Here is a 22,721-nt window from a genome sequence, read left to right on the forward strand (position 1 = left end):
AACTCAATTGGAATTGGAATTAAACTAGAAATCAAGCTCTAAAGTAAAAATGTATAATATTTATCTTAATCCACACACAAATATAGATGCTTTTCTTACGCAAAAATCACATATTTTGTTACTTTTGTAGTTCTGAGAAAAGTTTAGAATTTTAAATTAATTATAGATGACTACGGGAGAAAGAATTATACGTATCAACATCGAGGAGGAAATGAAATCAGCCTATATCGATTATTCGATGTCGGTTATTGTTTCCAGAGCCTTACCAGATGTTAGAGACGGCTTAAAACCGGTTCACCGAAGAGTACTTTTCGGAATGGGCGAGTTAGGTATCACAGCAAACAAACCGTATAAGAAATCAGCAAGAATTGTTGGTGAGGTATTGGGGAAATATCACCCACATGGTGATAGCTCTGTATACATGACTATGGTTCGTATGGCTCAACATTGGTCTTTACGTTACCCATTGATTGACGGACAAGGGAACTTTGGTTCTGTAGATGGCGATAGCCCTGCTGCTATGCGTTATACAGAGGCAAGAATGGATAAGATTGCTGAAGAAACCTTATCGGATCTGGATAAAGAAACTGTTGATATGGTTCCAAACTTTGATGAATCATTAAAGGAACCAACTGTACTTCCAACCCGTATTCCTAATCTTCTTGTTAATGGAGCATCTGGTATTGCTGTAGGTATGGCAACCAATATGCCTCCACATAACTTATCGGATACCATTGATGCGATTGTAACCACTATTGATAATAAGGAAGTGGAAATGGATGAGCTTATTAAGATTATTAAAGCTCCTGATTTCCCAACAGGTGGTACGATTTATGGATACCAAGGTGTTAGAGAAGCGTTTGAGACGGGTAGAGGTCGCGTAGTAATTCGTTCCAAAACTAATATTGAAACGGATGAAAAAGGCCGTGAAAAGATAATTGTAACAGAAATTCCTTACATGGTTAATAAGGCGGAGCTGATTATGAAGGCTGCTGATTTAATCAACGATAAAAAGATTGATGGAATTTCGAATGTAAACGATGAATCGGACCGTAATGGTATGAGAATCGTTTTTGATCTTAAGAGAGATGCAATTGCAAATGTTGTGTTGAATAAGTTATTCAAATACACTCAAATGCAAACCTCTTTTAGTGTAAATAATATTGCACTGGTAAAAGGTCGTCCAAAATTGCTTAATCTACGTGATTTGATTGATAATTTCGTAGAGCACAGACATGATGTTGTTGTACGCAGAACTCAGTATGAATTAAGACAAGCTGAAAAGAAAGCACACATCCTTAAAGGGTTGATTATTGCTTTGGATCATATTGATGAAGTGATCGCATTAATTAGAGGTTCTAAAACTCCTGAAGAAGCGAAGAACGGATTGATGAGCAACTTTGATTTGGATGAAATTCAAGCGAAAGCAATTCTTGATATGCGCTTGCAGAAACTTACAGGTTTAGAACGTGAGAAATTGCATGAAGAATATGAAGAATTGATGAAGTTGATCGATCACTTGAATGCAATTCTTGCTAATGAATCGATGAGAATGGATATCATTAAAGAAGAATTGATGGAAGTTAAAGCAAAGTACGGTGATGAAAGAAGAACCGATATTGTTTATGCTTCTGAAGAGTTCAATCCGGAAGATTTCTATGCTGATGAAGAAATGGTAATTACGATTTCTCATATGGGTTACATTAAACGTACGCCACTGGCAGAGTTTAAAACACAACATAGAGGTGGTGTAGGTTCAAAAGGATCGATTACCAGAGAAGAAGATTTCCTTGAGCACATGATTATGGCAACAATGCATAATACCATGTTGTTCTTTACAGAAAAAGGAAAATGTTTCTGGCTTAAAGTATATGAAATTCCAGAAGGAACCAAGCAGTCGAAAGGTAGAGCTATTCAAAACTTATTGAATATCGAGCCAGATGACAATGTGAAGGCATATATTAATGTTCTAAACCTAAAAGAAGAGGAATATATCAACAACAACTACATTGTTCTTTGTACGAAGAAAGGTGTAGTTAAGAAAACTCCTCTTGAAGCATACTCTCGTCCTAGAGTGAATGGAGTTAATGCAATTACCGTTCGCGAAGGAGATCAACTATTAGAAGCAAAACTTACCAATGGTAAAAATGAGATCTTAATTGCAGGACGTTCTGGTAAAGCCATTCGATTTGCTGAAGATCAAGTTCGTTCAATGGGTAGAACAGCATCCGGAGTACGAGGAATTACGCTGAAAGACGAGAGTGATGAAGTTGTTGGCATGATATGTGTTGAGAATGGAGAAGAGGATATTCTTGTTGTATCGGAAAATGGTTATGGTAAGAGATCAAATATTGATGATTACAGAATTACCAACAGAGGTGGTAAGGGTGTTAAAACCATAAGCATTACTGAAAAAACCGGAGATTTGATTGCAATTAAGAATGTTACTGATAATGATGATTTGATGATCATTAACAAATCAGGTATTACCATTCGATTGGCAGTTTCAGATCTTCGAGTTATGGGACGTGCTACTCAAGGTGTTCGTTTGATTAACCTGAGTAAGAAGAGCGATTCTATTGCTGCTGTTGCCAAAGTAAATTCATCGAATGGAGATGATGAAGAAAAAGGAGCAGAGCAAGCAACTGAAAATACTGAAGAATAGTATTTTGATACTTAGAATAATTATAAAGTGATTAATCTTGTTCGAATATTCAAAGAAAGGTATATTTTTGTTCGAGATTGTTATAAAAACTAAACATTGATTATGAGAAAATTATCATTAATTCTGGTTATGATTTTGAGCGTTTCGGCTGTATTCGCACAAAAAAGTAAAGTTACCGGAGCACAAAACTTTCTTACTTCAGGTAAGTTAGATAAGGCTAAAGCAGCTATTGATGAAGGAATTAAGCATGAAAAATGTGTAAACTATCCTAAAGCATACCTTGTAAAAGGTAAAGTTTACCAGGGAATTTTTGAGAGTCCACTTCCTGCATATAAAGATTTGGCTAAAAATCCACTTGATGTGGCTTTTGCTGCTTATATTAAAGCTTTAGAATTGGATGAAAAAGGAAAAATGGTTAAGCCTGTAAAAGCACAGATGACTAATATGATTCCTGACTATACCAATGAAGCTGTAAATCTTTATAATGAAGGAGACCATGCTGGTGCATTGGCAGCTTTTGAAAAAGTATTGGAAATTGAGGCCATGGATATGTTTAAAGATAATCCTGTAGTAGATACTGCTGTTATTTTTAATGCAGGTATGGCTGCTCAGAAAGCTGAAAAATATGATAAAGCTATTAAGTATTATAAGCAATCGATAGATTACAACTATGGTGGTGCTAAAGCATATGCTAACTTGGCTAATGTATTAAAAACAAGTGGTAATGAGGCAGAAGCTGTAAAATACCTTCACAAAGGATTTGAGTTGTTTCCAAATGATTCATGGATGTTAGTTGAGCTAATTAACTACTATATGTTAGGAGGAGAGCCTCAAAAAGCTGCTGATTACTTGGATAAAGCGATTGCTTTAGATCCTAATAATGGATCTTTCTATCGTGCAAAAGGTACTTTATACGAAAAGACTAAAGAACCTGCAAAAGCTGAAGAAATGTACATTAAGGCTTTAGAGTTAACTCCGGATGATTATACATCTCAGTACAACTTGGGTCTTTTAAAATTGAACGCTGCAATTGCTAAGCACAAAGAGGCTAATGAAATTATGGATGCTAAAAAGTACAATGAAGCAATTAAGGTTGTTTATGCAGAGTACGAAAAAGTAATTCCATATTTTGAAAAAGTTCTTGAAATGCAACCAGACGAGAAAAACTCATTGATTACATTGAAAGAATTATATTTCAAACTTAGAAACGAAAACGAAGCTTATTTAGAAAAATACAACGAAGTGAAAGCTAAGTTGGACGGAATGGAATAAGATTTCTATATTGACATAAAAAAAGAGGGAAGCATTGTGTTTCCCTCTTTTTTTGTTACATTTAAACATCATTAAGTTTAATTATAGAAAACATGAAAAAATTATCATTCATTCTGGTTATGATTTTTAGCGTTTCTTCTGTATTCGCACAAAAAAGTAAGGTAACCGGAGCACAAAATTATCTTACTTCAGGTAAGTTAGATAAAGCTAAAGAAGCTATTGATGAAGGAATTCAGCACGAAAAATGTGTAAACTATCCAAAAGCCTATCTTGTGAAGGGTAAAGTTTACCAGGGGATTTTTGAAAGTCCGCTTCCTGCTTATAAAAACTTGGAAAAAAATCCTTTGGATATTGCTTATGTTGCATATTTAAAAGCTCTTGAGCTAGATCAGAAAGGGAAGATGCTTAAGCCTGTAAAAGCACAAATGACCAACATGATTCCTGATTATACAAACGAAGCTGTAAATCGCTATAATGATAAAGATTATTTAGGAGCATTGGCTGCATTTGAAAAAGTTCTTGAAATTGAATCCATGGATTTCTTTAAAGACAATCCAGTTGTAGATACTATTGTAATTTATAATGCAGGTATGGCGGCTCAAAAAGCTGAAAAGTATGAGAAAGCCATTAAATACTATAAGAAATCCATTGATTATAAGTATGGAGGCGCAAAAACATATGCATATTTGTCGAAGGTTTTAAAAGCAGCGGGTAATGAAAAGGAGGCTGTAGAATATATTCACAAAGGATTTGAGTTGTTTCCAAATGACTCAGATATGCTTGTAGAATTAATTAATTATTACATGTTTGGAGGAGAGCCACAGAAAGCAGCAGATTATTTAGATAAAGCGATTGCTTTGGATCCAAACAATGCAACATTTTATAGTGCTAAAGGGCAATTGTATGATAAAATGGGAGAGTTAGATAACGCAATTTCTATGTATAAAAAATCAATAGAATTAGATCCTAAAGCGTTTATTCCTAGATATAATTTAGCCATTATTGAGTCAAATAAAGTAAGTAAGCATCATCAAGAAGTAAATGAAATTTTAGATGCTAAAAAATATAATGAAGCAATAAAAGAGGTTTATGCTGAGTACGAAAAGGTTATACCATATTTTGTAAGTGCACTGGAAGTAAAGCCTGGTGAGAAAAACACCTTATTAATTTTGAAAGAGATTTATTTTAAACTTAGAAATCAAAAAGAAGCTTACCTTGAAAAGTATAATGAGGTAAAAGCCCAATTGGATAATATGCAATAAGATTGAATTAAAGGGGATCTAAGTGATCCCTTTTTTTTAAATATATAAAAATAACATAATATGAATTATAAGACTTTTAAATATCTGGAAATATGTCTGTTGTGAAGCTGAGTTTTAACTATTATTGCAAATAATCTTGCAGTATCTGAATTAATTTTCTTGGGTCAATCGGTTTCGTTATGAAATTATCGGCTCCTGCGTTCAAGCATTCTTCTCGTTCATTGTTCATTGCATATGCAGTTTGTACAATTACCGGAATTGATTTATTTGTTTCTTTAATTTGCTTGATGGCATCCATACCATCAATTTCGGGCATTCTAATATCCATGAGAACCAAATCAATTTTAGGATCATTATCACGACAAATCTGAATAGCATCCTTTCCATTTTTAGCCCATACGACAGATGCGTCAGTTAACTCGATAATTGCATTTAAGTAATTAAAGTTAGATCGAACATCTTCAGCTATTAAAATATTCTTTTCAGAAAAATCTAAATCATTAATGGACCCTATGTTATCATTTAAGCCTGAATTAGGGTCGTTTAGCAAGTCCATTTGAATTCGACCATTACCTGATAATCTGAAGTAAAAATTTGATCCAACGCCTTCTTCAGAATCAAACCAGATTTCACCCTTTAACAATTGAATTAACTTTTTACACAAAGTAAGGCCTAATCCAAATCCTTCGAATTTTCTATTGGCTTCATAATCCAATTGTCGAAATACTTCAAATATATGTTTTTGTTTTTCCTGAGAAATTCCAATTCCCGTATCTCTTATGTAAAAAACAGGAATCGATTTGTCATCTATATAATATCCTAATTCAACATTGCCGGTATTCGTAAATTTAATAGCATTATCAACTAAACTATCCATTATTTGAATCAACTTATCACGGTCAGATTCAATTTGTACACCCTCAGAATTATTAGGAAATACCAATTTAAAATTTACTTGAGGCTTATTGGTAAGCTGAGAATTTAAATGAGCTTTTACTTCCCTTAATGTTTCATTTATTTTAAAGGTTTTCAAAGTGGAATGCAGTTGGTTTGAATCTACTTTTGATACGTACAACAGATTATTAACCATCTTAAGCAGTTTGCTACTGCTATTCAATATGTTATCAATAAATCCTTTCTGCTCTGCAGGATTAACATCTTGATTTTTCAGCAGGTTTGAAAATCCTATTATAGCATTAATTGGAGTTCTGAATTCATGACTGATATTTGAAAGAAATGCCGATTTTAGTTCATTTGATTCTTCAGCTTCTTTCTTTGCTTTTTCTAATTCTTTCTGGGTTTTAGAAATTGTGATGAGATCAAGAATAGATTTTTCATGAAACAAACATGCCTTTACTGAAACGGCAAATTTATTGATTACATTTTTAAGTTTCCTTTGTTCAATTTCATTCCACACTTTGTCCTGGGCTGAAGAATACAAAACTACAAAACCCAACTCCTGTAATTTGTAACAAGTGATTACACCTCTCTCCTTCTTTTTAAATCCAATGGCTTCTCTCGCCTCCATGCTTAGTGGAATTGAAAAGGAATCCTTTTCTTCAAAACATTGATTTAAAAAATTAGAGTCTTCTATATCTGTTTGTTCAAGTTTAATTTGTGGATGTGAATAGATTACTGTGTAGCCTGTAGCTTTTGCTGAGTATGGAATACTATAATTTCGAATCCAAACGCCTCCAAACTCCAGATTTTTTCTTGACATCAAAGTTTGTAAGAAATTTTTGCAATTTTCTTTTCTGTCAAGAGATTGTCCGACAGACAAAGAAAGTTCGTATAAAAACGATATATCAGTAATTAAGCTATTCGTATTCATTATATAAATTAATAAGCTAGTCCTAAAACAATAGATTTGTTCAGTAATTCCAAGTATCCTTCTCCACTGGAATACACTTCTCCTATGGATAAAGCCCCTTCTAATTCGCAATTAGGGAAAATTGCAGTTAATTCATTATTAAAAGCTTCCAATTCTTCGTCAAACTGATTTTGTAGATGTTTAACTCTTGATATACAGCTAAACATTATTGCTAATGGATTACTTTGAGTTTCTTCAATGCAATTGGATATCATTGTTTTTGAGATATTTTTCAGCTGTTCTTTTTCAATTGCCAGAATATCAATTAATGAGTTTTCAGGAATATTACCAACACATGTTATGTGGCCACTGGAATTTACATCGAAGGGATCACGCACAATGTAATCTCTTTCTTCCTTATAGATTCCAAATGGGAAATGAATTGAATGTACTGAGAAATTCTCTTTTGTTAGATTAAGTTTTTGAGTATCCTTGAGACATTTTTGATATACTTCAAATGCATTTTCCCAGTTGAGTTCTTTAATTAAATTTTTTTCTGATTTGGTAACAATAAATGGACCTTCAGACTTTTGCCAGCCATGTTTTGCATCCATTCTGGTATCCGAATTTAGAAACACGACAATGGTTCCTGTGCTAAAGACTCCATCATTTGTTAATAGAATGCCTTTATCTTTGGCTTCCAGGCAGCCTACACCACCACCAAAGAACCGAACATTATTTCCTAAATGTGTAAATAAAGTGCTTAAATGATCGGATGCCTTTTCGGAAAGACCATCAATCAAAGTAAATGCAGTAGTAAATTTATGTTCGTGATAATCTGCATACTGATTTAAGAAATCTTCCTCTGAGTTGAAGTAAATTGGGATTACATCCAGATTGATCATTTTAATGATTATACCAGTGTCAGATGTAAGATTTTTATAAATCACTTTGGGAAACACTCCTCCTATAAACAAGTGTTTTTCTTTATTTAATGAAAGTACCAGTTCCTCCAGGTTTAATTTGCAATTTTCCCCAATCAATAATAAAAATTGAGTATTATCGGAAACCGACAGTTTCTTTAAACCTTTAAGAATACTATTGATAGTAGGTTTTTCTAAATACATAAACCTTAAAAGTGATTGATGTGATTTACAATGTTAGCAAAATTAAAAAATAATTTTCCTCAGATTTGACAAAATATCAAAACGAGATTGTCAAGTGGTGATTTTTGGGTTTTATAGAAAAAAAAAGCCGGTTTTTAAATCAAAACCGGCTTTTTTGTTATCTAATCTTTTTAAATGATTCTATTACAGCTTCACTAAGTCGATCCGCAACCAGGTCTTCGTCTCCAACTCCATCAACTAATTCTAGTTTATTTTGTTTTGAATAGTAATTGCTCACCTTGGAACTTCTTTTTTCATGTTGTTCCAGTCTGTGAATAATAATGTCAGTATCAGCATCATAAGCTCTCTTGCTCTGTGTTTTACTTCGCGCCGTTAATCTTTTAATCGATTCTAAGGTAGGCACGTTTAAGTTGATTGCAGAAGTAACCGTAGATTGAAGTTTTCTAAGCAAACCATCTAATATATATGCCTGAACGATTGTTCTTGGAAATCCTTTAAAAATAAATCCGTTTGCATCAGGATGCTTTTTGATTTGTCTTTCGATTAGTTTAATGGCAATTTCATCAGGAACTATATCCCCTTTCTCGATATAAGTTTTAGCACTTTTACCCATTTCGGTTCCTTTTTTAATTTCCTGACGCATTAAATGTCCGGTAGAAATATAAACCAAATTGAATTTTTCTGCCAATCTTCTTCCCTGAGTTCCTTTTCCCGATCCCGGAGGGCCAAGAAGAACCAAATTGATCCAGGATTTCTCAAGCGTTTGATCAATAACATTTGTCAGACGATCGAAAATTTGATTAATGCCTCCTAAGCCATCAATGCCATGATAGATTTCTTTTTCTTTATAAAAGTTAGCTACAGGAGCAGTTTTCGTGTCGTACTCTTGCAATCTAACATTAATTACCTCTTCAGTATCATCAGGTCTGTTTTCTTTGGTTGCTCTCTCAAGCAAACGATTGCGTAATTGATCCGCAGGAACTTCCAGGCTCAACATACAATCTAATTTCGTATTCATTTTTAGAAGTAAACCTTCCAGAATATAGGCCTGTACCGTTGTACGAGGAAAACCATCAAATAAAAAACCTTTAACTTCAGTATTTGTTTTAATTCGCTCCTCAATAATTTGAACTATAATTTCATCGGGTACCAAGCCTCCCTTTTTGATAATATCTTTAGCTTGTAATCCAAGTTCAGTTCCTTCCGCAATTTCATTTCTTAGGATATCACCAGTTGAAATATATGCTAAGTTATATTTCTCAACCAGCATTTTAGACTGAGTTCCTTTTCCGGCTCCTGGAGGTCCGAACAATGCAATGTTTAACATGTGGTTAAATTTATGTTTTTTAAGTTAGTTAAGATCCAAAATTAGTAATTTTTATGCTACATCTGCCCGTTTTTAATCTTTTTATTATGCTTTATCATTTTAAAAACATACGCACGGAAAAATTAAACTTTTTAGCAATTCTAAAAGCTTCTGCAAACCAACAAAATAGATGAAGTATACCGATTAACATGAAAATTGGAAATATAGGTCCTATCCAGAAAGAGAAATTTACTATGGAGAAAAAGATATATCCTCCAATTAAAAGTACGCATCCAATAAATTCATATTTCCAAACAACAATTAAACCTAAAAGCATTACTAAATTGCCCAGAAATAATTTTACTTCCTGATTACTCATCATATCTAAATCAGGTGCACCAACTTCAATTGCGAACCAAACAAAAAATAGGAATAGAAATATTCCTAAAAATCTAGCTAACCAACGAATAATGTTTATTAATAACTTCAAATCTAATTGTGTTTTGCCATTTCATTTTAGCGTAATTCAAATATAACCGATTTAAAATGGATTTGAAAGTTTGATCTTAAACTAAATTGCTTTCTAAATCTGACGAGTCAAAAAAATAATGTTTTATATGCTTGATTATTAATCAATTTAAGTTGACATTCTTCAATTAAAGACGTATATTTTTATATCTAACGAACTATTTAAACTTATTGTTTATGAATGCAAATTATATATGTCCACATTGTCGAAACTATCTAAATGTTAATGATAGAATTGTGATCTCAGCAAAAAATAAAAAAGGGCAAAAGGGAGTTCTTTTATTTAGTATACACCTTGGTGATTATGAGATCCTTAAGCATACGAATTTTGAAATGGAGAATGATGAGAAAATTTCTATGTTTTGTCCTTGTTGCCACAAAAGTTTATTGGACAAAAGAATCCATGAGAATATTTACAAAATCGTAATGCAGGATGAAGAGGATCAAGAATATGAAATTTTATTCTCAGGAGTATATGGTGAACGATGCACTTACCAGATTTCCGAGGATAAGGTACATACATATGGTGAGCATGCTGCGAAATACTTAAATTTTACCAACTTGATTAATATGTCATGAAATCATGAAGAGACATAATCGTAATCCGTTGATTCGCCCAAAAGATGTTAAGGCTTCCAATCCTTCATTCAAGGTTTTAGGAGCTTTCAACCCTGGAGCAATACAATTTAAAGATGAAACTCTTCTTTTGATTAGAGTAGCAGAGAATTCTTTACCCTATGAAAATCACATTACCATTCCGTATTATCAAAACGGAGAAGCCAAGGTAATGATAATTGAAAGGAATGATCCTGAATTGATTTATAAAGATACACGAGGGTATTTTTATAAAGGTGTTGATTATTTGACAACGATGAGCCACCTGAGGTTGGCTCGTAGTAACGATGGTATTCGCTTTATTGTTGAGGAGAAACCATTTATCTACCCTACTTTGGATTGTGAATGTTTTGGAGTTGAGGATGCTAGAATAGTTCAAATAGATGATGTGTTTTACATTAACTATACCGCTGTTTCAGCGGACGGATATGTAACCTATTTAGCTAAAACCAAAGATTTTATAAATGTTGAGAAACTTGGAATTGTTTTTCCTCCTTTGAACAAAGATGTAGCATTCTTTCCTGAGAAAGTAAATGGGAAGTATGCAGCAATTCATCGTCCGGATAATAAGGGATTTGGATTGCCATCTATTTGGTATGCTACTTCTCCGGATATGATGAATTGGGGCGAACATATTTGTTTGTTGCGTCCCGATAGATCAAAAACTGAGCAACAAAAAATTGGAGGCGGTTCCTCTCCGATTAAAACAGATGAAGGTTGGTTGGTAATTTACCATGCGAAAGGAGAAGAAAGTGTTTACTCCTTAAAATTACTGCTTCTTGATCTTCATGATCCTACTAAAATATTAAAGAAAGTAGATGCACCTGTGTTGATTCCAGAAATGGAATATGAGAAAAATGGCTTTTTCCCTAATGTTGTTTTTACAAATGGCTTAGTGGAGAAAGATAATGGAGAATTGTGGATTTATTATGGCGCTTGTGATGAGACGGTTTGTCTTGCAATTACAAGTGTACAAGATCTTTTAAAATATTTTAATTAAGCCTATTATGAGAATTGCATATATTTCAACTTATCCACCTACCGAGTGTGGAATTGCAACTTACACACAATATTTAAGTGATTCTGTAAGTGCCAAAGGAAAAGAAATTAGAATATTGGCTCAAATTGGAGCTAAGGGTGATAATGTATTTGAGGTATATACACCACAAGACCAGGACATTGCTTCCAAATTATTCTTTCATGTAGAAAGATTAACTCCCGATATTGTTCAAATAGAACATGAGTTTGGATTATTTGGAGATCAACGAGGCGTACAGATTATTGAGTTTTTAATTCGTTGTAATCTAGCCGATACTCCTGTAGTTGTAACTTTGCATACTGTTTTTGAAGACCTTAAATATCAAGAAAAAATAATCGTACAGCACATCTTAAATCTGAGCTCCTCGATAATTGTCCATGAAAATTTTCAGAAAGATATTCTGTTGAAGGAATATGATTGTCCAAATCCAATACTTGTCATTCCTCATGGAGTCCGAGAAGTAAAGAGAGTTGAGAATGCGAAAGAACTACTTGGTTTGGAAGGAAGACAGGTGCTTTTATTAGTAGGCTATATGAGATCAACTAAGAACTTTGAGAAAATTATTGATTTGCTTCCGCGATTAGTTGAAAAGAATAAAGATTTAGTTTTGCTTATGGCGTCCAGAAGTAGAATTAATGAACATTCAGACTATAAAGATCAATTGTATAGATCATTGAACAAGCTGGAAATTAAGAAGCATGTTAAAATACTATTTGGTAAGTTTCCTCAATTTACTTTGGATACAATTTTAAGTGCTGCAGATGTTATGGCTTTACCATACATTAAAGGAGGTCAAAGTGGAGTGTTGGCCCAAGCATCAGCTTTGCTATTACCGGTAGTTACTTCTGAATTAATGAGCTTCAAAAATTGGATAGAAGAAGTTAAAGGTGGATTTTATGCTACAACAGATGATGAATATGTAAATCATATCACAAATCTCCTGCAAGATGATGATTTAAGGCTTGAATTTCAAGAGAATATCAGGATTAGTAATGAGAAAATTAATTGGTCACAAATTGCCAATAGGCATATAGAATTGTATGAGAAACTTTTAGTGCCACCTATTGATGGAGCACAGTTCTATTATAGACCAGAATGTTTAGATTCAAACGCAAAAATTGTCCATTAATAATAAATCATCTTATCAAGTAATTCTTTTACTTTAAGTGATGCTATTCCAGAGCGTGAATCGGACATTGCATATGGTAGAATCAGCATGTCATTATGAATAATTGCGCCGCATGAATACACAACATTAGGAACATAGCCATTTCGTTCTTGTTCGTTTGGAATTAAAAATGGATCCTTTAGTAATCCAATCACTTTTGTTGGGTCTTCCAGATCGAGTAATATGGCACTTATGGTATAGGTTCGTACTGGACCAACACCATGAATTAAAAGAAGCCAGCCTTTTTCAATTTCAATTGGGGAGCCACAGTTACCAATTTGGAAAAATTCCCAATAAAAAGCTGGAGGTTTAAGGAGAATAGGATTTTCCCAATACTTAATATTGTCAGAAAACATGATGTACAGGTTTTCATTGTCATTTCTGGAAATTGTGGCATATTTGCCATTTATTTTTCTTGGGAATAAAGCCATGCCTTTGCCTTTTGATCCTTCACCCAAAAGAACCGATACTTTAAAATGACAAAAATCAACAGTTTCTATTAATTGTGGTAAAGCTGTAAAACCATTGTAAGCTGTATAGGTTGCATAGTAAACATGTTTTCCCGTTCCATTACCATTTTTAAATAATACAAACCTAGCATCTTCAACTCCTTTGATTTCATTATTTGAAACTGGGAAAATTACTCGTGCGCTAATATCCAACTCTGGTGAAAATTTGATCTCATAATTAGCGTTGGCTAACCACAGTAAGGTATCTATAGCCTCTTCGCTACTTCTTCCAATTTTTTTATGCTTTATATCCTTCATTTTTCTGAAGATTTGAATGGCTTCCTCTAGTTCATCAAATGTGAATTCATCCAACAGATTGTCCAATATTTTTGATACCAAATCATAAGTACCAATTTCTTTTAACTTCAGGCAAAAATCACTTTTTAGATATATGGAATTAGGAGTTCGGTTTACCCGTTCAACCAAAGCACTGCTTTTTTGAACCAGTAATTCACCATTGGATCTAATTACCCCTCGTCTAAAGACAATTGAAGAAATATGTCCTTCTCCTACAGCTCTGAAGCTTAATAGAACCTTTAATCTACCTGATTCAGAATCGATAGCCTCAGGGTGAATAACAATGGATGGATTAAAAAGCGCAGCGGATTCAATGGAATATTCCATGGTGAAATAAGAACCAATTAATAGCTTTTGTTCCAGGCTAAAGTTATTTTCGAATTCTGTTGTTTTAATAATTTTGTCGAAATTGTCCTTAAAAATTCTCTTTATATTGCGATGGCGCTTAGAAAAATTTTTTAAGGTCTGATCTAAAATTTTTTTTGCTTCTTCCTCAGATAAAAGGAATATGCGTTCAAAAATGTTCTCAATACGCTTGCTGTTCCCTGGCGTAAAAAAATGAGTTACCACCCTGGAATCATCTGGAGTAAAATGAAGAACTTGTTTGTTTATGGAAATTTTTCTCTCTCTATTAGCCATTTGAATCCTTTTTAACGAGCTTACTAAATATACGAAATTTCGGCTCGTTAAAGAAAAAGGAATGGCTTATTAGCTAGTATTTTAATACAGGCAATGAGATTTTAAACTTGATACATAGCAATCTGAAAAGTATAATGCAAGAAATGGTAAGGAATTGATTTAATGCAGAATTGATCTCTAAATAATTTAATAGAATAAATAAAACTCCACCAGCGAGACATGCAGTTGCATAAATTTCTTTTCTGAAAATTAAAGGAATATCGTTACACAAAGTATCGCGAATTACTCCGCCCATTACCGCTGAGAATAAGCCCATAATAATTGCCAGAAATGGGTGAATACCAAGGCTCAATGATTTTTCAATGCCGATAATTGTAAAAACTCCAATTCCAATAGTATCAAAAAGAAACAGGGTACGCTTCAAAGTCATGATTGTATTCTTGAAAAGAAAAGTAAGCATTACACCCAAACTAATAATTATGATATAATTTAAATCACTAATCCAGGCAACTGGGAAGTTTCCCAATATCACATCTCTTAGCGTACCACCGCCAATAGCTGTAATAAACCCAGTAAAGTAAGCTCCAAATAAATCAAGCTTTTTATTTGCCGCAGACAATGTTCCACTGATAGCAAATACTAGTGTTCCAATAAGATCCAGAAAGTATATTACACTCATGATTTAAAATTTTTGCAAAAATAGAAAGTCCGATGATAAAACAATGCCAATTGTCAATTAAAATGTATGCTTTCTGATTAAAAAAAGAAAGAGGATGAAATTAACTTCCATCCTCTTTATATCTGTGTTAATTTTTTAATTTATCCTTGTGCATCAACCACGGCTATTGCAGTCATATTAATGATTTCTCTTACCGAACATCCCATTGGTACAATATGGAAAGGTTTTGCTGTTCCTAACAAAATAGGCCCGATATTTTCCAAACCACCAAGATCTTGCATTAGCTTGTAAGCAATATTTCCGGAGCTAAGATTTGGGAAAATAATTGTATTCACATCTTTTCCTTTAATCTTGTTAAAAGCAAAGGTCTCATCTCTCAGTTTTTTATCAAGGGCAAAGTTCAATTGCATTTCACCATCAACGGGTAATTCAGGATGATTTTCGTGTAAATATTCAATTGCTTTATTGGCTTTTACAGGGCTACCTTTTCTTACCGAACCAAAGTTTGAATAAGAAACCATTGCCATTACCGGATCAACATTAAATGTTTTTAATGCGCGAGCAGTACTTAACGTTGTATCAACCAAGGATTGTGGCGTTGGTTCTGAATTTACTGTAGTATCCGAGAAGAAAAGCGGACCTTTTTTGGTCATAATGATGTTCATTCCCACAAGAGTTTTCATTCCTTCCTCTATACCTATTACTTTACTGGCAATTTTAAGTGCTTCGAAATATCTGGTTGCGTATCCTGAAATGAATGCATCTGCATCACCATTTTCAACCATCATGGCACCGAAATAATTTCGGTCGTACATTTTTTCAGCTGCTTCCTTGTGGGTTAATCCTTTACGGCCGCGTTTCTCACATAAAATATTAGCATAGCTATCTCTTCTTCTTCTTTCAGCTTCACTTCGAACATCAATAATATCAGCACCAGTTAAATCCAACTCATTCTCTTCAACAATGCGCTGAATATTTTCTGGATTACCCAATATAATTGGTTTTGCAATTCCTTCGTTTAAAGCAATTTGTGCAGCTTTAAGTACATTAAAGTTATTACCTTCGGCAAATACAACACGCTTAGGGAATCTTTTTGCTTTGTTGAATACCGTTCTCACTAACTCATTTTCAGTTCCCAATCGTTGTTTTAACTCCTCTGCGTAGGCATCCCAGTCTGTAATTTCTTTTTGTGCAACACCCGATTCAACAGCCGCTTTTGCAACTGCAATGGAAACACTCGAAACCAATCTGGGATCCAATGCTTTAGGGATAATATAATGTCTGCCAAATACGATATTGGCTTCGTTATAAGCAGCATGAACTGCCTCTGGTACAGGCTCTTTTGCCAATTTGGCAATGGCATGAACTGAAGCAATTTTCATATCTTCGTTAATAGCTGTAGCTCTAACATCAAGAGCGCCACGGAAAATATATGGGAAACCTAATACATTGTTGATTTGATTAGGATAATCAGAACGACCTGTAGCAACAATAACATCTTTACGAGCATCGAAAGCATCGTTGTATGAAATTTCAGGATCAGGATTTGCCAAAGCGAATACTACAGGATTTTCCGCCATTGAAAGAACCATTTCTTTGCTCATGATTCCACCAACTGATAAACCTAAAAATACATCGGCACCCACTAAAGCTTGTTCAAGAGTATCAACATCTTGTGTTGTCATGAACTGTTTTTTCTGAGTATTTAAGTTAGTACGTTTAGAGTTGATTACACCACGACTATCGCACATGATTACATTTTCGGGCTTAACACCTAACGAGATGTATAGTTTTGTACAAGAGATTGCAGCAGCTCCTGCTCCATTTACGACTACTTTTACATCTTCAATTTTTTTATTTCCAAGTTCTAATGCATTTAATAAGCCTGCCGCAGAAATAATAGCAGTACCATGCTGATCGTCATGCATCACGGGAATATCAAGTTCCTTCTTTAATCTTTCTTCAATCTCGAAACATTCCGGAGCCTTAATGTCCTCAAGGTTAATACCTCCAAAAGTTGGGGCAATTGCTTTAACGGTTTCTACAAATTTATCTACATCAGTTGCATCAACTTCGATATCAAAAACATCGATATCTGCAAATATCTTAAACAACAGACCTTTACCTTCCATAACCGGTTTTCCGGCCAATGCTCCAATATTACCTAAGCCCAGAACTGCTGTTCCGTTAGAAATTACGGCCACAAGATTTCCTTTTCCTGTATAACGATAAGCATCTGCGGCGTTTTTTTCAATTTCCAGACATGGTTCGGCAACACCCGGACTATAGGCTAAAGCCAGATCTCGTTGAGTTCTGTATGGTTTTGTTGGAATTACTTCAATTTTACCAGGACGTCCTTCAGAATGGTATCTTAAAGCATCTTTTGAACTAATCTTTGCCATTTGTTTGTTTTTCTTTGTGCAATAAGCACGGTTAATAGTATTTTGTGAGCTACAAAGATGCTAATAAAAGCGCGTAAGAAATGCCGGGAATTAGTTAAAAACTGTAATGATATCAGTATCTTACTGAATTACTTTTAATTAAGACTAGTGATAAATAATAGAATTTTTTCTTGAATATAGAGCAATTATGAGGCTATCTTTTGCTTTTGATTAGCAATGAGTGAGTAAACTTGTTTTCAGCAAGAAATTTCTTGTCGTAAGTGTGGCTATTGCCTTCTAAATCTTCTACAACTATCTTGTTAATTTTCCATTCCCCACTTTCCGATTTCTTTTTAAACAAGATTCTACCCAAAAGCATACCAACTTTGGTTTTTTTCTTGTTCTCACAAGTGGTTTGAATCACCTCTTTACCCGATGGAGATTCGAAGTAAATGTCGACCTTATTCAATCCCTGCAAAGAATAGGCTCTTAAAGAAAAATAAAGGGTTTCATCCGATTTGCTTACGTCGATTGACTTTTGAACCAAATTTACGGAGTGTAAATTGAATTTGCCTTTTAATTCGTTGTTCGCATAGGCCGAAAATGACAACGCACAAACTGCCAAGAGTAGAATACCCCTGAAAAGAATCTTTTGAATGTGCTTGTAATTTAATCTCATATTCGGATGGCATGAAAATACAATTTCCTATACGAAAGAAAACAAAAAGGGATACTCAATTTTGAGTATCCCTTTCAATTTATATTATTTCTAAGAAATTACTTGATCTCAGCCTTAACTGTAGCCATTGTTTGTAATAGATCTTCTCTTGTTGGAGCCAATGATTTTGCTTTGGTTAACTCAGCCATTGCTTTTTTGTAAAAACCTTGAGCTTTTGCTGATTCAGCTTTGAACTTTTCTGGTTCTTTGTTAGCAATTGGATTCGCTTTTTGCATGATAGTAGCACCTTGGTTGAAATACAACATACCTAAACCAACTAATGCATCAGCCTGGTATTTTGATTTACTTTCGCTAGCCTTTTTGTAAAGATCTTCAGCAGCATCCATTTTGTTTGCTTTTTGAGCTTTTTGTCCTGCAACCAAGTAATGCTTTGATAGACTTGCAATTAATTTTGAATTTTTAGTAGGAATTGCTTCAATACCTTTTTTCAATGTAGCAACCATCTCATCCATTTTCTTTTGCTTCTTTTGTACTGAAGCTAAATATTGGTATGATTTTGAAAGTTTATAGTTACTTGCAACAGATTGAGCAAAATATTTTTCAGCTTTAGCGTAATCTTTCAATTTATTTGCACAGTAAGCAGCATTAAAAACCAATGCAGGATCTTCGAATGTATCTTCAGCTCCTAAAAATGCCTCATATTTTTCAAGTGCAGTTTTATAATCTTTCGATTTAACTGCAGCATTACCTTCATTTTTTAGTTGAGCAGCAGATTGTGCGAATAAACTTGTAGCACAAAAACATACTGCGATAAATAAAATTAACTTTTTCATACTTTGAATTTTATGATTATTTGATTTTATATTTTTTTGTCAAAACAAGCCTAAAAATAACTATTTCAGAGAAAAATCAAATAGAATTAACACAAAAATATTCTTCAATAAAGATTGTTTAGAGAAAATTTATTTAATTGGGCCAATTCAATGGTTTCTTCCTGCAAATACTTATCATCAATCGCATAATTATCGTATTGAGTAAGCTGATTGTTCTTTATCAGGCTATTGAGTTTTTTAGTATATGCTTCTCCAACCTCTGAATAGCGGTGCAATAATGGTACCAATTTACCAGGATCATCGGTGTTTGATCTTTCCAATCGAAATTCTTTATATGCACGAACCCTTGCAATGGTCTGATAATAATCGTTTACCGATTCTTCTATACTTGAATATTTACGTACGTAGATATGCGTCGAGTCTCTTCCTACCAATGCTTTTATTCTATTCTCTCCTTTATTGTATGACCATATGCCAAAAACATTATTGCCTTCCTGAAAAAATCTGGATGATCCCCAACCTGATTCCAAAGCAGCTTGTCCCAGAACAATACTTGCAGGATGCGGTTTTAGTCTTTTCTTCAGTTCGGATATTTCGGAACATTTGTATTGCTCAAATAATTGAAAAAGGAAAATACTATCGCTTTCAATGTAATTTGGATGTTGTGCCAGCCAGTTTTCAATGTGCTCTACTCTTTTAATTTTTTGATTTAAATTGTGTTGAGCAAGTAGCACCGATGGCAGTAACATTTCTACAAACTTCTGCTTTTTCTCATTTACCGGCAGCATTCGTAATGAGATTACCTTAGTATAGATATAAGGAGTAATAATTGTATCAGCAAAGGCATGTACATCGTCTTTGCTTTTAATCTCTGCATATTCCGGAGTAACCTTCTCATGTGAGAATACCACACGTTCTGTGCATGATATACACATTAAAAGCAAGCAAATCAAAGAAATAAACCGTAGTTGCATATTGAATTATTGTTAATTCCAGTTTGCTAAAATAGTATTTTATTTTGTGCTGGCAAATTTAAAACTAAAATGTCAGTTGAGTTGAAACAGTTGCTAATGTATGCAAATATGACTCCTATTGACTTCATCCGCATTATAAATTTATTTACAGTAATATAATTTCAAATCTTAGTTTGTTATCTGCAAGACAAAAAAAAAAGCGGAATTCCGTTTAGAGTTCCGCTTTCTTATATCATTGTATTGGCTTTATACATTTACTACAACCACCTCGCCAAATGCTGGTGTTGCGATATTAAATGAATCTTCCAACTTAATGTTCTTTTCAATGGCTTGAATGGTTCGAATTACACCGCCATGAGTAAATACTGCAACCTTTTTGTGATTTTGTGCTTTCAATTCATTCCAAAATTCTAAAATACGATCGCGTAGCATTACAAACGACTCACCATTAGAGCATTTAAGGTTTACAAAATCTTCCATCCATTTCTCAAGGAACGGATCTTTAATTTCGTCCCAAACTTTTCCTTCCCAATCACCAAAGTGCAGTTCCATTAGTCTTTTGTCCTCTTCTGCCTGATTAGGATAAATATCGTTGGCTAATTTTTTAGCTCTTGACAATGGACTTGAGTAGATTTTATCAAACTCCATTCCATCAAGATTTTTTTTGACAGCTTCTAATTCTTCAGGATATGTTTCGGCCAAATCAACATCTTTTTGTCCGTAGCAAACTCCTTGTTCCACTGCTACTGCCGTATGACGAATTAAATAGATTTCCATTTTGTAATATTAATAGTTTAAAAGTGATAAATAAGTAAGGTAGAAGACAATTTCGCAAAGCTGTTGTGTTGCACCAATGCAATCGCCTGTATATCCGTTTATCCACTTGTTGTAATATCTTCCTAATAAGAACTTGCAAAGATATACAGGAATTATAATCAGGAAAAATTTAGCATTACCTAAAAGAGCTAAAGGCGCAATTCCTGTTAATACCATAAATATAAAATTGCCAATGCTTAGTTTTTGAGAATAGTCTTTGGCTTTGGAATTCTCAACTCTTGCATATTGGTGTGTGTTTACCAAAGTAGCTGCTGCCATTCGAGTTGTAGCGTGTGCAGCAATCAAAATCCAAGGCAATTGGTTTGCCGATATGGAAAACTGACAATAAAACTTTGTCAATATCAGGAAGATAATTCCTGTAACGCCAAATGCACCAATTAAGGAATCCTTCATGATTTCAAGGATTCTCTCTTTGGTCCAACCTCCACCAAATCCATCGCACACATCCATAAAGCCATCTTCGTGTAATGCTCCGGTTAGCAATGCTGTGGCTACCATGCTCAATATCACAGCCAAATTAAAAGGCAAAAGTATATTGCTCAAATAAAAAACAAGAGCCGCCACTCCACCAATTATCAGGCCAGCAATGGGAAAATATTTAATAGCTTCGTGCTGATATTCCTTTTTAAAATCAGCCCATTTGGGAAATGGAATTCTTGTAAAAAAGGATAATCCTGTAAAGAAAATGTTGAGTTCGCGTTTCATAAATTATATTAAAATCAAATTAACGGTTGACAACTTTTTTATCTCAATTCTAAAGACTGTTTTTTAATAATCTAACTCCTTTTCGTTAAGAAGTTTTCCCTTTTAAGGGAAAATCCCGACAGGGAAAAGGGTGAAAAAGAGAAATATAAACCAAGATACACTCTTCTGGCTGTCGCCATCTTCCCTATGAGGGAAGAGTTTTAAAATTAAAGGATTGTAAATCTAATCCTTTGTTCCACTCCTTTCAAAAGAGTAAATAAGCGAGTCAGGGGGTGACTATTTGCATTTTGTAAGTTAGTCACCTCCTGACTTTATTCTTAATTACTACCCCTCATTCACTACCTTATCGCTATTGCTTACGCCAGCATCCTCGAAACTAGCCATTTGATTCAGGAAGTTAACTGCTGATTCGATAATAGGATAAGCTACTGCAGCACCGGTTCCTTCGCCTAATCGCATACCCAAATCTAGAATTGCATTGGCATTTAAATGTGCTAGCATATGCTTGTGCCCATTTTCGTTTGATTTATGCGTGAAAATACAATATTCCAATACTTCAGGATTCATTTTAGATGCAGCCAAAAGTGCTGATGTAATAATAAATCCATCTACCATGATGATCATTTTTAGTTCGGCAGCCTTTAACATGGCACCTGCAATCATTACAATTTCAAATCCACCAAAGTGAGCGAATATATTTTCAATAGATGAGTCTCCTTTATAGTTTTCAACGGCTGAATTCAAAATTTCATATTTTCTTTTCAAGCCTTCATCGTCCCATCCAGTTCCTCGTCCAACACACTCCTTTAAATCTACATCAGCCAATAAATGTAATAAAACAGCTGCAGAAGAGGTGTTTGCAATTCCCATTTCACCAAAACCTATGATATTGGTTCCGCCTTTGTGAGCTTGTTCTACCAAATCAGCTCCCCTTTTAATGGCAAGCTGAAACTGTTCTGAAGTCATGGCTGCACCATTAAGGTATGATTTGGTTCCATGGGCAATCTTGGCATCAATTACATTCCACTCTTTGTCGAAATCGTAGTTTACACCTGCATCAACAATTTTGATATCAATACCATTCTGACGACCAAATACATTAATGGCAGCGCCTCCAGCCATAAAGTTGGCAACCATTTGCCAGGTTACTTCCTGTGGATAAGGACTAACGCCATCTAATGCAATGCCGTGATCTCCAGCAAAAACCATTATTGTTGGTTGTTTTAATTCAGGAGTTAAGGTGTTTTGAATACAACCTATTTTAACCGCCAATTGTTCCAACATTCCTAATGAACCAATGGGTTTGGTTTTAAAATCAATTTTGTGTTGAAGTTGTTCTATCAACTCTTTGTTTGGAGTTTTTATATCGAAATTCATATTGAAATTGAGTTTAATC

19 protein-coding genes are annotated in these 22,721 nt (G+C 34.1%); 6 read left to right on the plus strand and 13 right to left on the minus strand.

The genetic code is table 11. The features are described from left to right. The first annotated feature begins 166 nt into the window (after positions 1 to 166). The 3 genes from gyrA to NQ163_RS05535 all read left to right on the plus strand — a co-directional run bounded on the left by gyrA (position 167) and on the right by NQ163_RS05535 (position 5,199). Positions 167 to 2,665, plus strand: a complete 2,499-nt coding sequence (gene gyrA, locus NQ163_RS05525; protein ID WP_268189280.1) for a DNA gyrase subunit A — start codon at positions 167 to 169, stop codon at positions 2,663 to 2,665. 102 nt (positions 2,666 to 2,767) lie between these two features. After that, positions 2,768 to 3,937 carry a tetratricopeptide repeat protein gene (locus tag NQ163_RS05530; RefSeq protein ID WP_268189281.1) on the plus strand — a complete coding sequence of 390 codons (1,170 nt, stop codon included), beginning with the start codon at positions 2,768 to 2,770 and terminating at the stop codon, positions 3,935 to 3,937. A 92-nt stretch (positions 3,938 to 4,029) separates the two neighbouring features. Further along, positions 4,030 to 5,199: a tetratricopeptide repeat protein gene (locus NQ163_RS05535; RefSeq protein ID WP_268189282.1), complete on the plus strand. Its 1,170-nt coding sequence runs from the start codon at positions 4,030 to 4,032 to the stop codon at positions 5,197 to 5,199. A 121-nt stretch (positions 5,200 to 5,320) separates the two neighbouring features. Here NQ163_RS05535 and NQ163_RS05540 read toward each other — a convergent pair whose 3' ends face one another. From NQ163_RS05540 to NQ163_RS05555, 4 genes are all read right to left on the minus strand, one after another. Next, positions 5,321 to 6,919, minus strand: a complete 1,599-nt coding sequence (locus NQ163_RS05540; protein ID WP_268189283.1) for a hybrid sensor histidine kinase/response regulator — start codon at positions 6,917 to 6,919, stop codon at positions 5,321 to 5,323. Between the two features lie 119 nt (positions 6,920 to 7,038). Further along, positions 7,039 to 8,136, minus strand: coding sequence for an FIST signal transduction protein (locus tag NQ163_RS05545; protein WP_268189284.1), 1,098 nt, complete (start codon positions 8,134 to 8,136; stop codon positions 7,039 to 7,041). Positions 8,137 to 8,293: 157 nt separating this feature from the next. After that, positions 8,294 to 9,463: an adenylate kinase gene (locus NQ163_RS05550; RefSeq protein ID WP_268189285.1), complete on the minus strand. Its 1,170-nt coding sequence runs from the start codon at positions 9,461 to 9,463 to the stop codon at positions 8,294 to 8,296. A 94-nt stretch (positions 9,464 to 9,557) separates the two neighbouring features. Beyond that, the gene (locus NQ163_RS05555; RefSeq protein ID WP_268189286.1) at positions 9,558 to 9,932 is read right to left on the minus strand and encodes a DUF7670 domain-containing protein; all 375 of its coding nucleotides are present in this window, start codon (positions 9,930 to 9,932) and stop codon (positions 9,558 to 9,560) included. Between the two features lie 215 nt (positions 9,933 to 10,147). Between NQ163_RS05555 and NQ163_RS05560 the strand changes: the two genes are divergently transcribed. Genes NQ163_RS05560 through NQ163_RS05570 form a run of 3 tightly spaced genes read left to right on the plus strand, consistent with a single transcriptional unit; the run spans position 10,148 to position 12,753 of the window. Beyond that, the gene (locus NQ163_RS05560) at positions 10,148 to 10,549 is read left to right on the plus strand and encodes a hypothetical protein (RefSeq protein WP_268189287.1); all 402 of its coding nucleotides are present in this window, start codon (positions 10,148 to 10,150) and stop codon (positions 10,547 to 10,549) included. Positions 10,550 to 10,553: 4 nt separating this feature from the next. Further along, a complete protein-coding gene (locus NQ163_RS05565) occupies positions 10,554 to 11,585 on the plus strand; it encodes a glycoside hydrolase family 130 protein (protein WP_268189288.1) in 1,032 nt (343 codons plus the stop codon). 7 nt (positions 11,586 to 11,592) lie between these two features. Then, positions 11,593 to 12,753 carry a glycosyltransferase gene (locus NQ163_RS05570; protein WP_268189289.1) on the plus strand — a complete coding sequence of 387 codons (1,161 nt, stop codon included), beginning with the start codon at positions 11,593 to 11,595 and terminating at the stop codon, positions 12,751 to 12,753. Here the strand turns inward: NQ163_RS05570 and NQ163_RS05575 are convergent. The 9 genes from NQ163_RS05575 to cobT form a co-directional block, all read right to left on the minus strand. Next, on the minus strand, positions 12,750 to 14,237 hold the full coding sequence (locus NQ163_RS05575) for a glycoside hydrolase family 130 protein (RefSeq protein ID WP_268189290.1): 1,488 nt from the start codon (positions 14,235 to 14,237) through the stop codon (positions 12,750 to 12,752). The genes NQ163_RS05570 and NQ163_RS05575 overlap by 4 nt on opposite strands. A gap of 73 nt (positions 14,238 to 14,310) precedes the next feature. Next, positions 14,311 to 14,916, minus strand: coding sequence for a trimeric intracellular cation channel family protein (locus NQ163_RS05580; protein WP_268189291.1), 606 nt, complete (start codon positions 14,914 to 14,916; stop codon positions 14,311 to 14,313). Positions 14,917 to 15,056: 140 nt separating this feature from the next. After that, positions 15,057 to 17,318, minus strand: coding sequence for an NADP-dependent malic enzyme (locus tag NQ163_RS20750; RefSeq protein WP_326493317.1), 2,262 nt, complete (start codon positions 17,316 to 17,318; stop codon positions 15,057 to 15,059). Between the two features lie 193 nt (positions 17,319 to 17,511). Beyond that, entirely contained in the window at positions 17,512 to 17,976 is a 465-nt protein-coding gene (locus NQ163_RS05595; protein ID WP_268189292.1) for a hypothetical protein, read from the minus strand. A 98-nt stretch (positions 17,977 to 18,074) separates the two neighbouring features. Next, a complete protein-coding gene (locus NQ163_RS05600; protein WP_268189293.1) occupies positions 18,075 to 18,809 on the minus strand; it encodes a tetratricopeptide repeat protein in 735 nt (244 codons plus the stop codon). 104 nt (positions 18,810 to 18,913) lie between these two features. Continuing rightward, positions 18,914 to 19,783 carry a glucosaminidase domain-containing protein gene (locus NQ163_RS05605; protein WP_268189294.1) on the minus strand — a complete coding sequence of 290 codons (870 nt, stop codon included), beginning with the start codon at positions 19,781 to 19,783 and terminating at the stop codon, positions 18,914 to 18,916. A 246-nt stretch (positions 19,784 to 20,029) separates the two neighbouring features. Then, positions 20,030 to 20,560 (minus strand): alpha-ribazole phosphatase, encoded by a 531-nt coding sequence (cobC, locus tag NQ163_RS05610; RefSeq protein WP_268189295.1) that lies wholly within the window; start codon positions 20,558 to 20,560, stop codon positions 20,030 to 20,032. A gap of 9 nt (positions 20,561 to 20,569) precedes the next feature. Further along, positions 20,570 to 21,325, minus strand: coding sequence for an adenosylcobinamide-GDP ribazoletransferase (locus NQ163_RS05615; protein WP_268189296.1), 756 nt, complete (start codon positions 21,323 to 21,325; stop codon positions 20,570 to 20,572). A gap of 324 nt (positions 21,326 to 21,649) precedes the next feature. Then, a complete protein-coding gene (gene cobT / locus NQ163_RS05620) occupies positions 21,650 to 22,702 on the minus strand; it encodes a nicotinate-nucleotide--dimethylbenzimidazole phosphoribosyltransferase (RefSeq protein WP_268189297.1) in 1,053 nt (350 codons plus the stop codon). Positions 22,703 to 22,721 lie beyond the last annotated feature (19 nt).

Origin of the sequence: Marinifilum sp. D737 (assembly GCF_026672275.1) — a bacterium.
Taxonomy (GTDB): domain Bacteria; phylum Bacteroidota; class Bacteroidia; order Bacteroidales; family Marinifilaceae; genus Marinifilum.

Bases quoted from the DNA above. Each gene is read 5' to 3' on its own strand.
- gyrA (WP_268189280.1), top strand. From the start codon at position 167: ATGACTACGGGAGAAAGAATTATACGTATCAACATCGAGGAGGAAATG.
- NQ163_RS05530 (WP_268189281.1), top strand. From the start codon at position 2,768: ATGAGAAAATTATCATTAATTCTGGTTATGATTTTGAGCGTTTCGGCT.
- NQ163_RS05535 (WP_268189282.1), top strand. From the start codon at position 4,030: ATGAAAAAATTATCATTCATTCTGGTTATGATTTTTAGCGTTTCTTCT.
- NQ163_RS05540 (WP_268189283.1), bottom strand. From the start codon at position 6,919: ATGTCAAGAAAAAATCTGGAGTTTGGAGGCGTTTGGATTCGAAATTAT.
- NQ163_RS05545 (WP_268189284.1), bottom strand. From the start codon at position 8,136: ATGTATTTAGAAAAACCTACTATCAATAGTATTCTTAAAGGTTTAAAG.
- NQ163_RS05550 (WP_268189285.1), bottom strand. From the start codon at position 9,463: ATGTTAAACATTGCATTGTTCGGACCTCCAGGAGCCGGAAAAGGAACT.
- NQ163_RS05560 (WP_268189287.1), top strand. From the start codon at position 10,148: ATGAATGCAAATTATATATGTCCACATTGTCGAAACTATCTAAATGTT.
- NQ163_RS05565 (WP_268189288.1), top strand. From the start codon at position 10,554: ATGAAGAGACATAATCGTAATCCGTTGATTCGCCCAAAAGATGTTAAG.
- NQ163_RS05570 (WP_268189289.1), top strand. From the start codon at position 11,593: ATGAGAATTGCATATATTTCAACTTATCCACCTACCGAGTGTGGAATT.
- NQ163_RS05575 (WP_268189290.1), bottom strand. From the start codon at position 14,237: ATGGCTAATAGAGAGAGAAAAATTTCCATAAACAAACAAGTTCTTCAT.
- NQ163_RS05580 (WP_268189291.1), bottom strand. From the start codon at position 14,916: ATGAGTGTAATATACTTTCTGGATCTTATTGGAACACTAGTATTTGCT.
- NQ163_RS20750 (WP_326493317.1), bottom strand. From the start codon at position 17,318: ATGGCAAAGATTAGTTCAAAAGATGCTTTAAGATACCATTCTGAAGGA.
- NQ163_RS05595 (WP_268189292.1), bottom strand. From the start codon at position 17,976: ATGAGATTAAATTACAAGCACATTCAAAAGATTCTTTTCAGGGGTATT.
- NQ163_RS05600 (WP_268189293.1), bottom strand. From the start codon at position 18,809: ATGAAAAAGTTAATTTTATTTATCGCAGTATGTTTTTGTGCTACAAGT.
- NQ163_RS05605 (WP_268189294.1), bottom strand. From the start codon at position 19,783: ATGCAACTACGGTTTATTTCTTTGATTTGCTTGCTTTTAATGTGTATA.
- cobC (WP_268189295.1), bottom strand. From the start codon at position 20,560: ATGGAAATCTATTTAATTCGTCATACGGCAGTAGCAGTGGAACAAGGA.
- NQ163_RS05615 (WP_268189296.1), bottom strand. From the start codon at position 21,325: ATGAAACGCGAACTCAACATTTTCTTTACAGGATTATCCTTTTTTACA.
- cobT (WP_268189297.1), bottom strand. From the start codon at position 22,702: ATGAATTTCGATATAAAAACTCCAAACAAAGAGTTGATAGAACAACTT.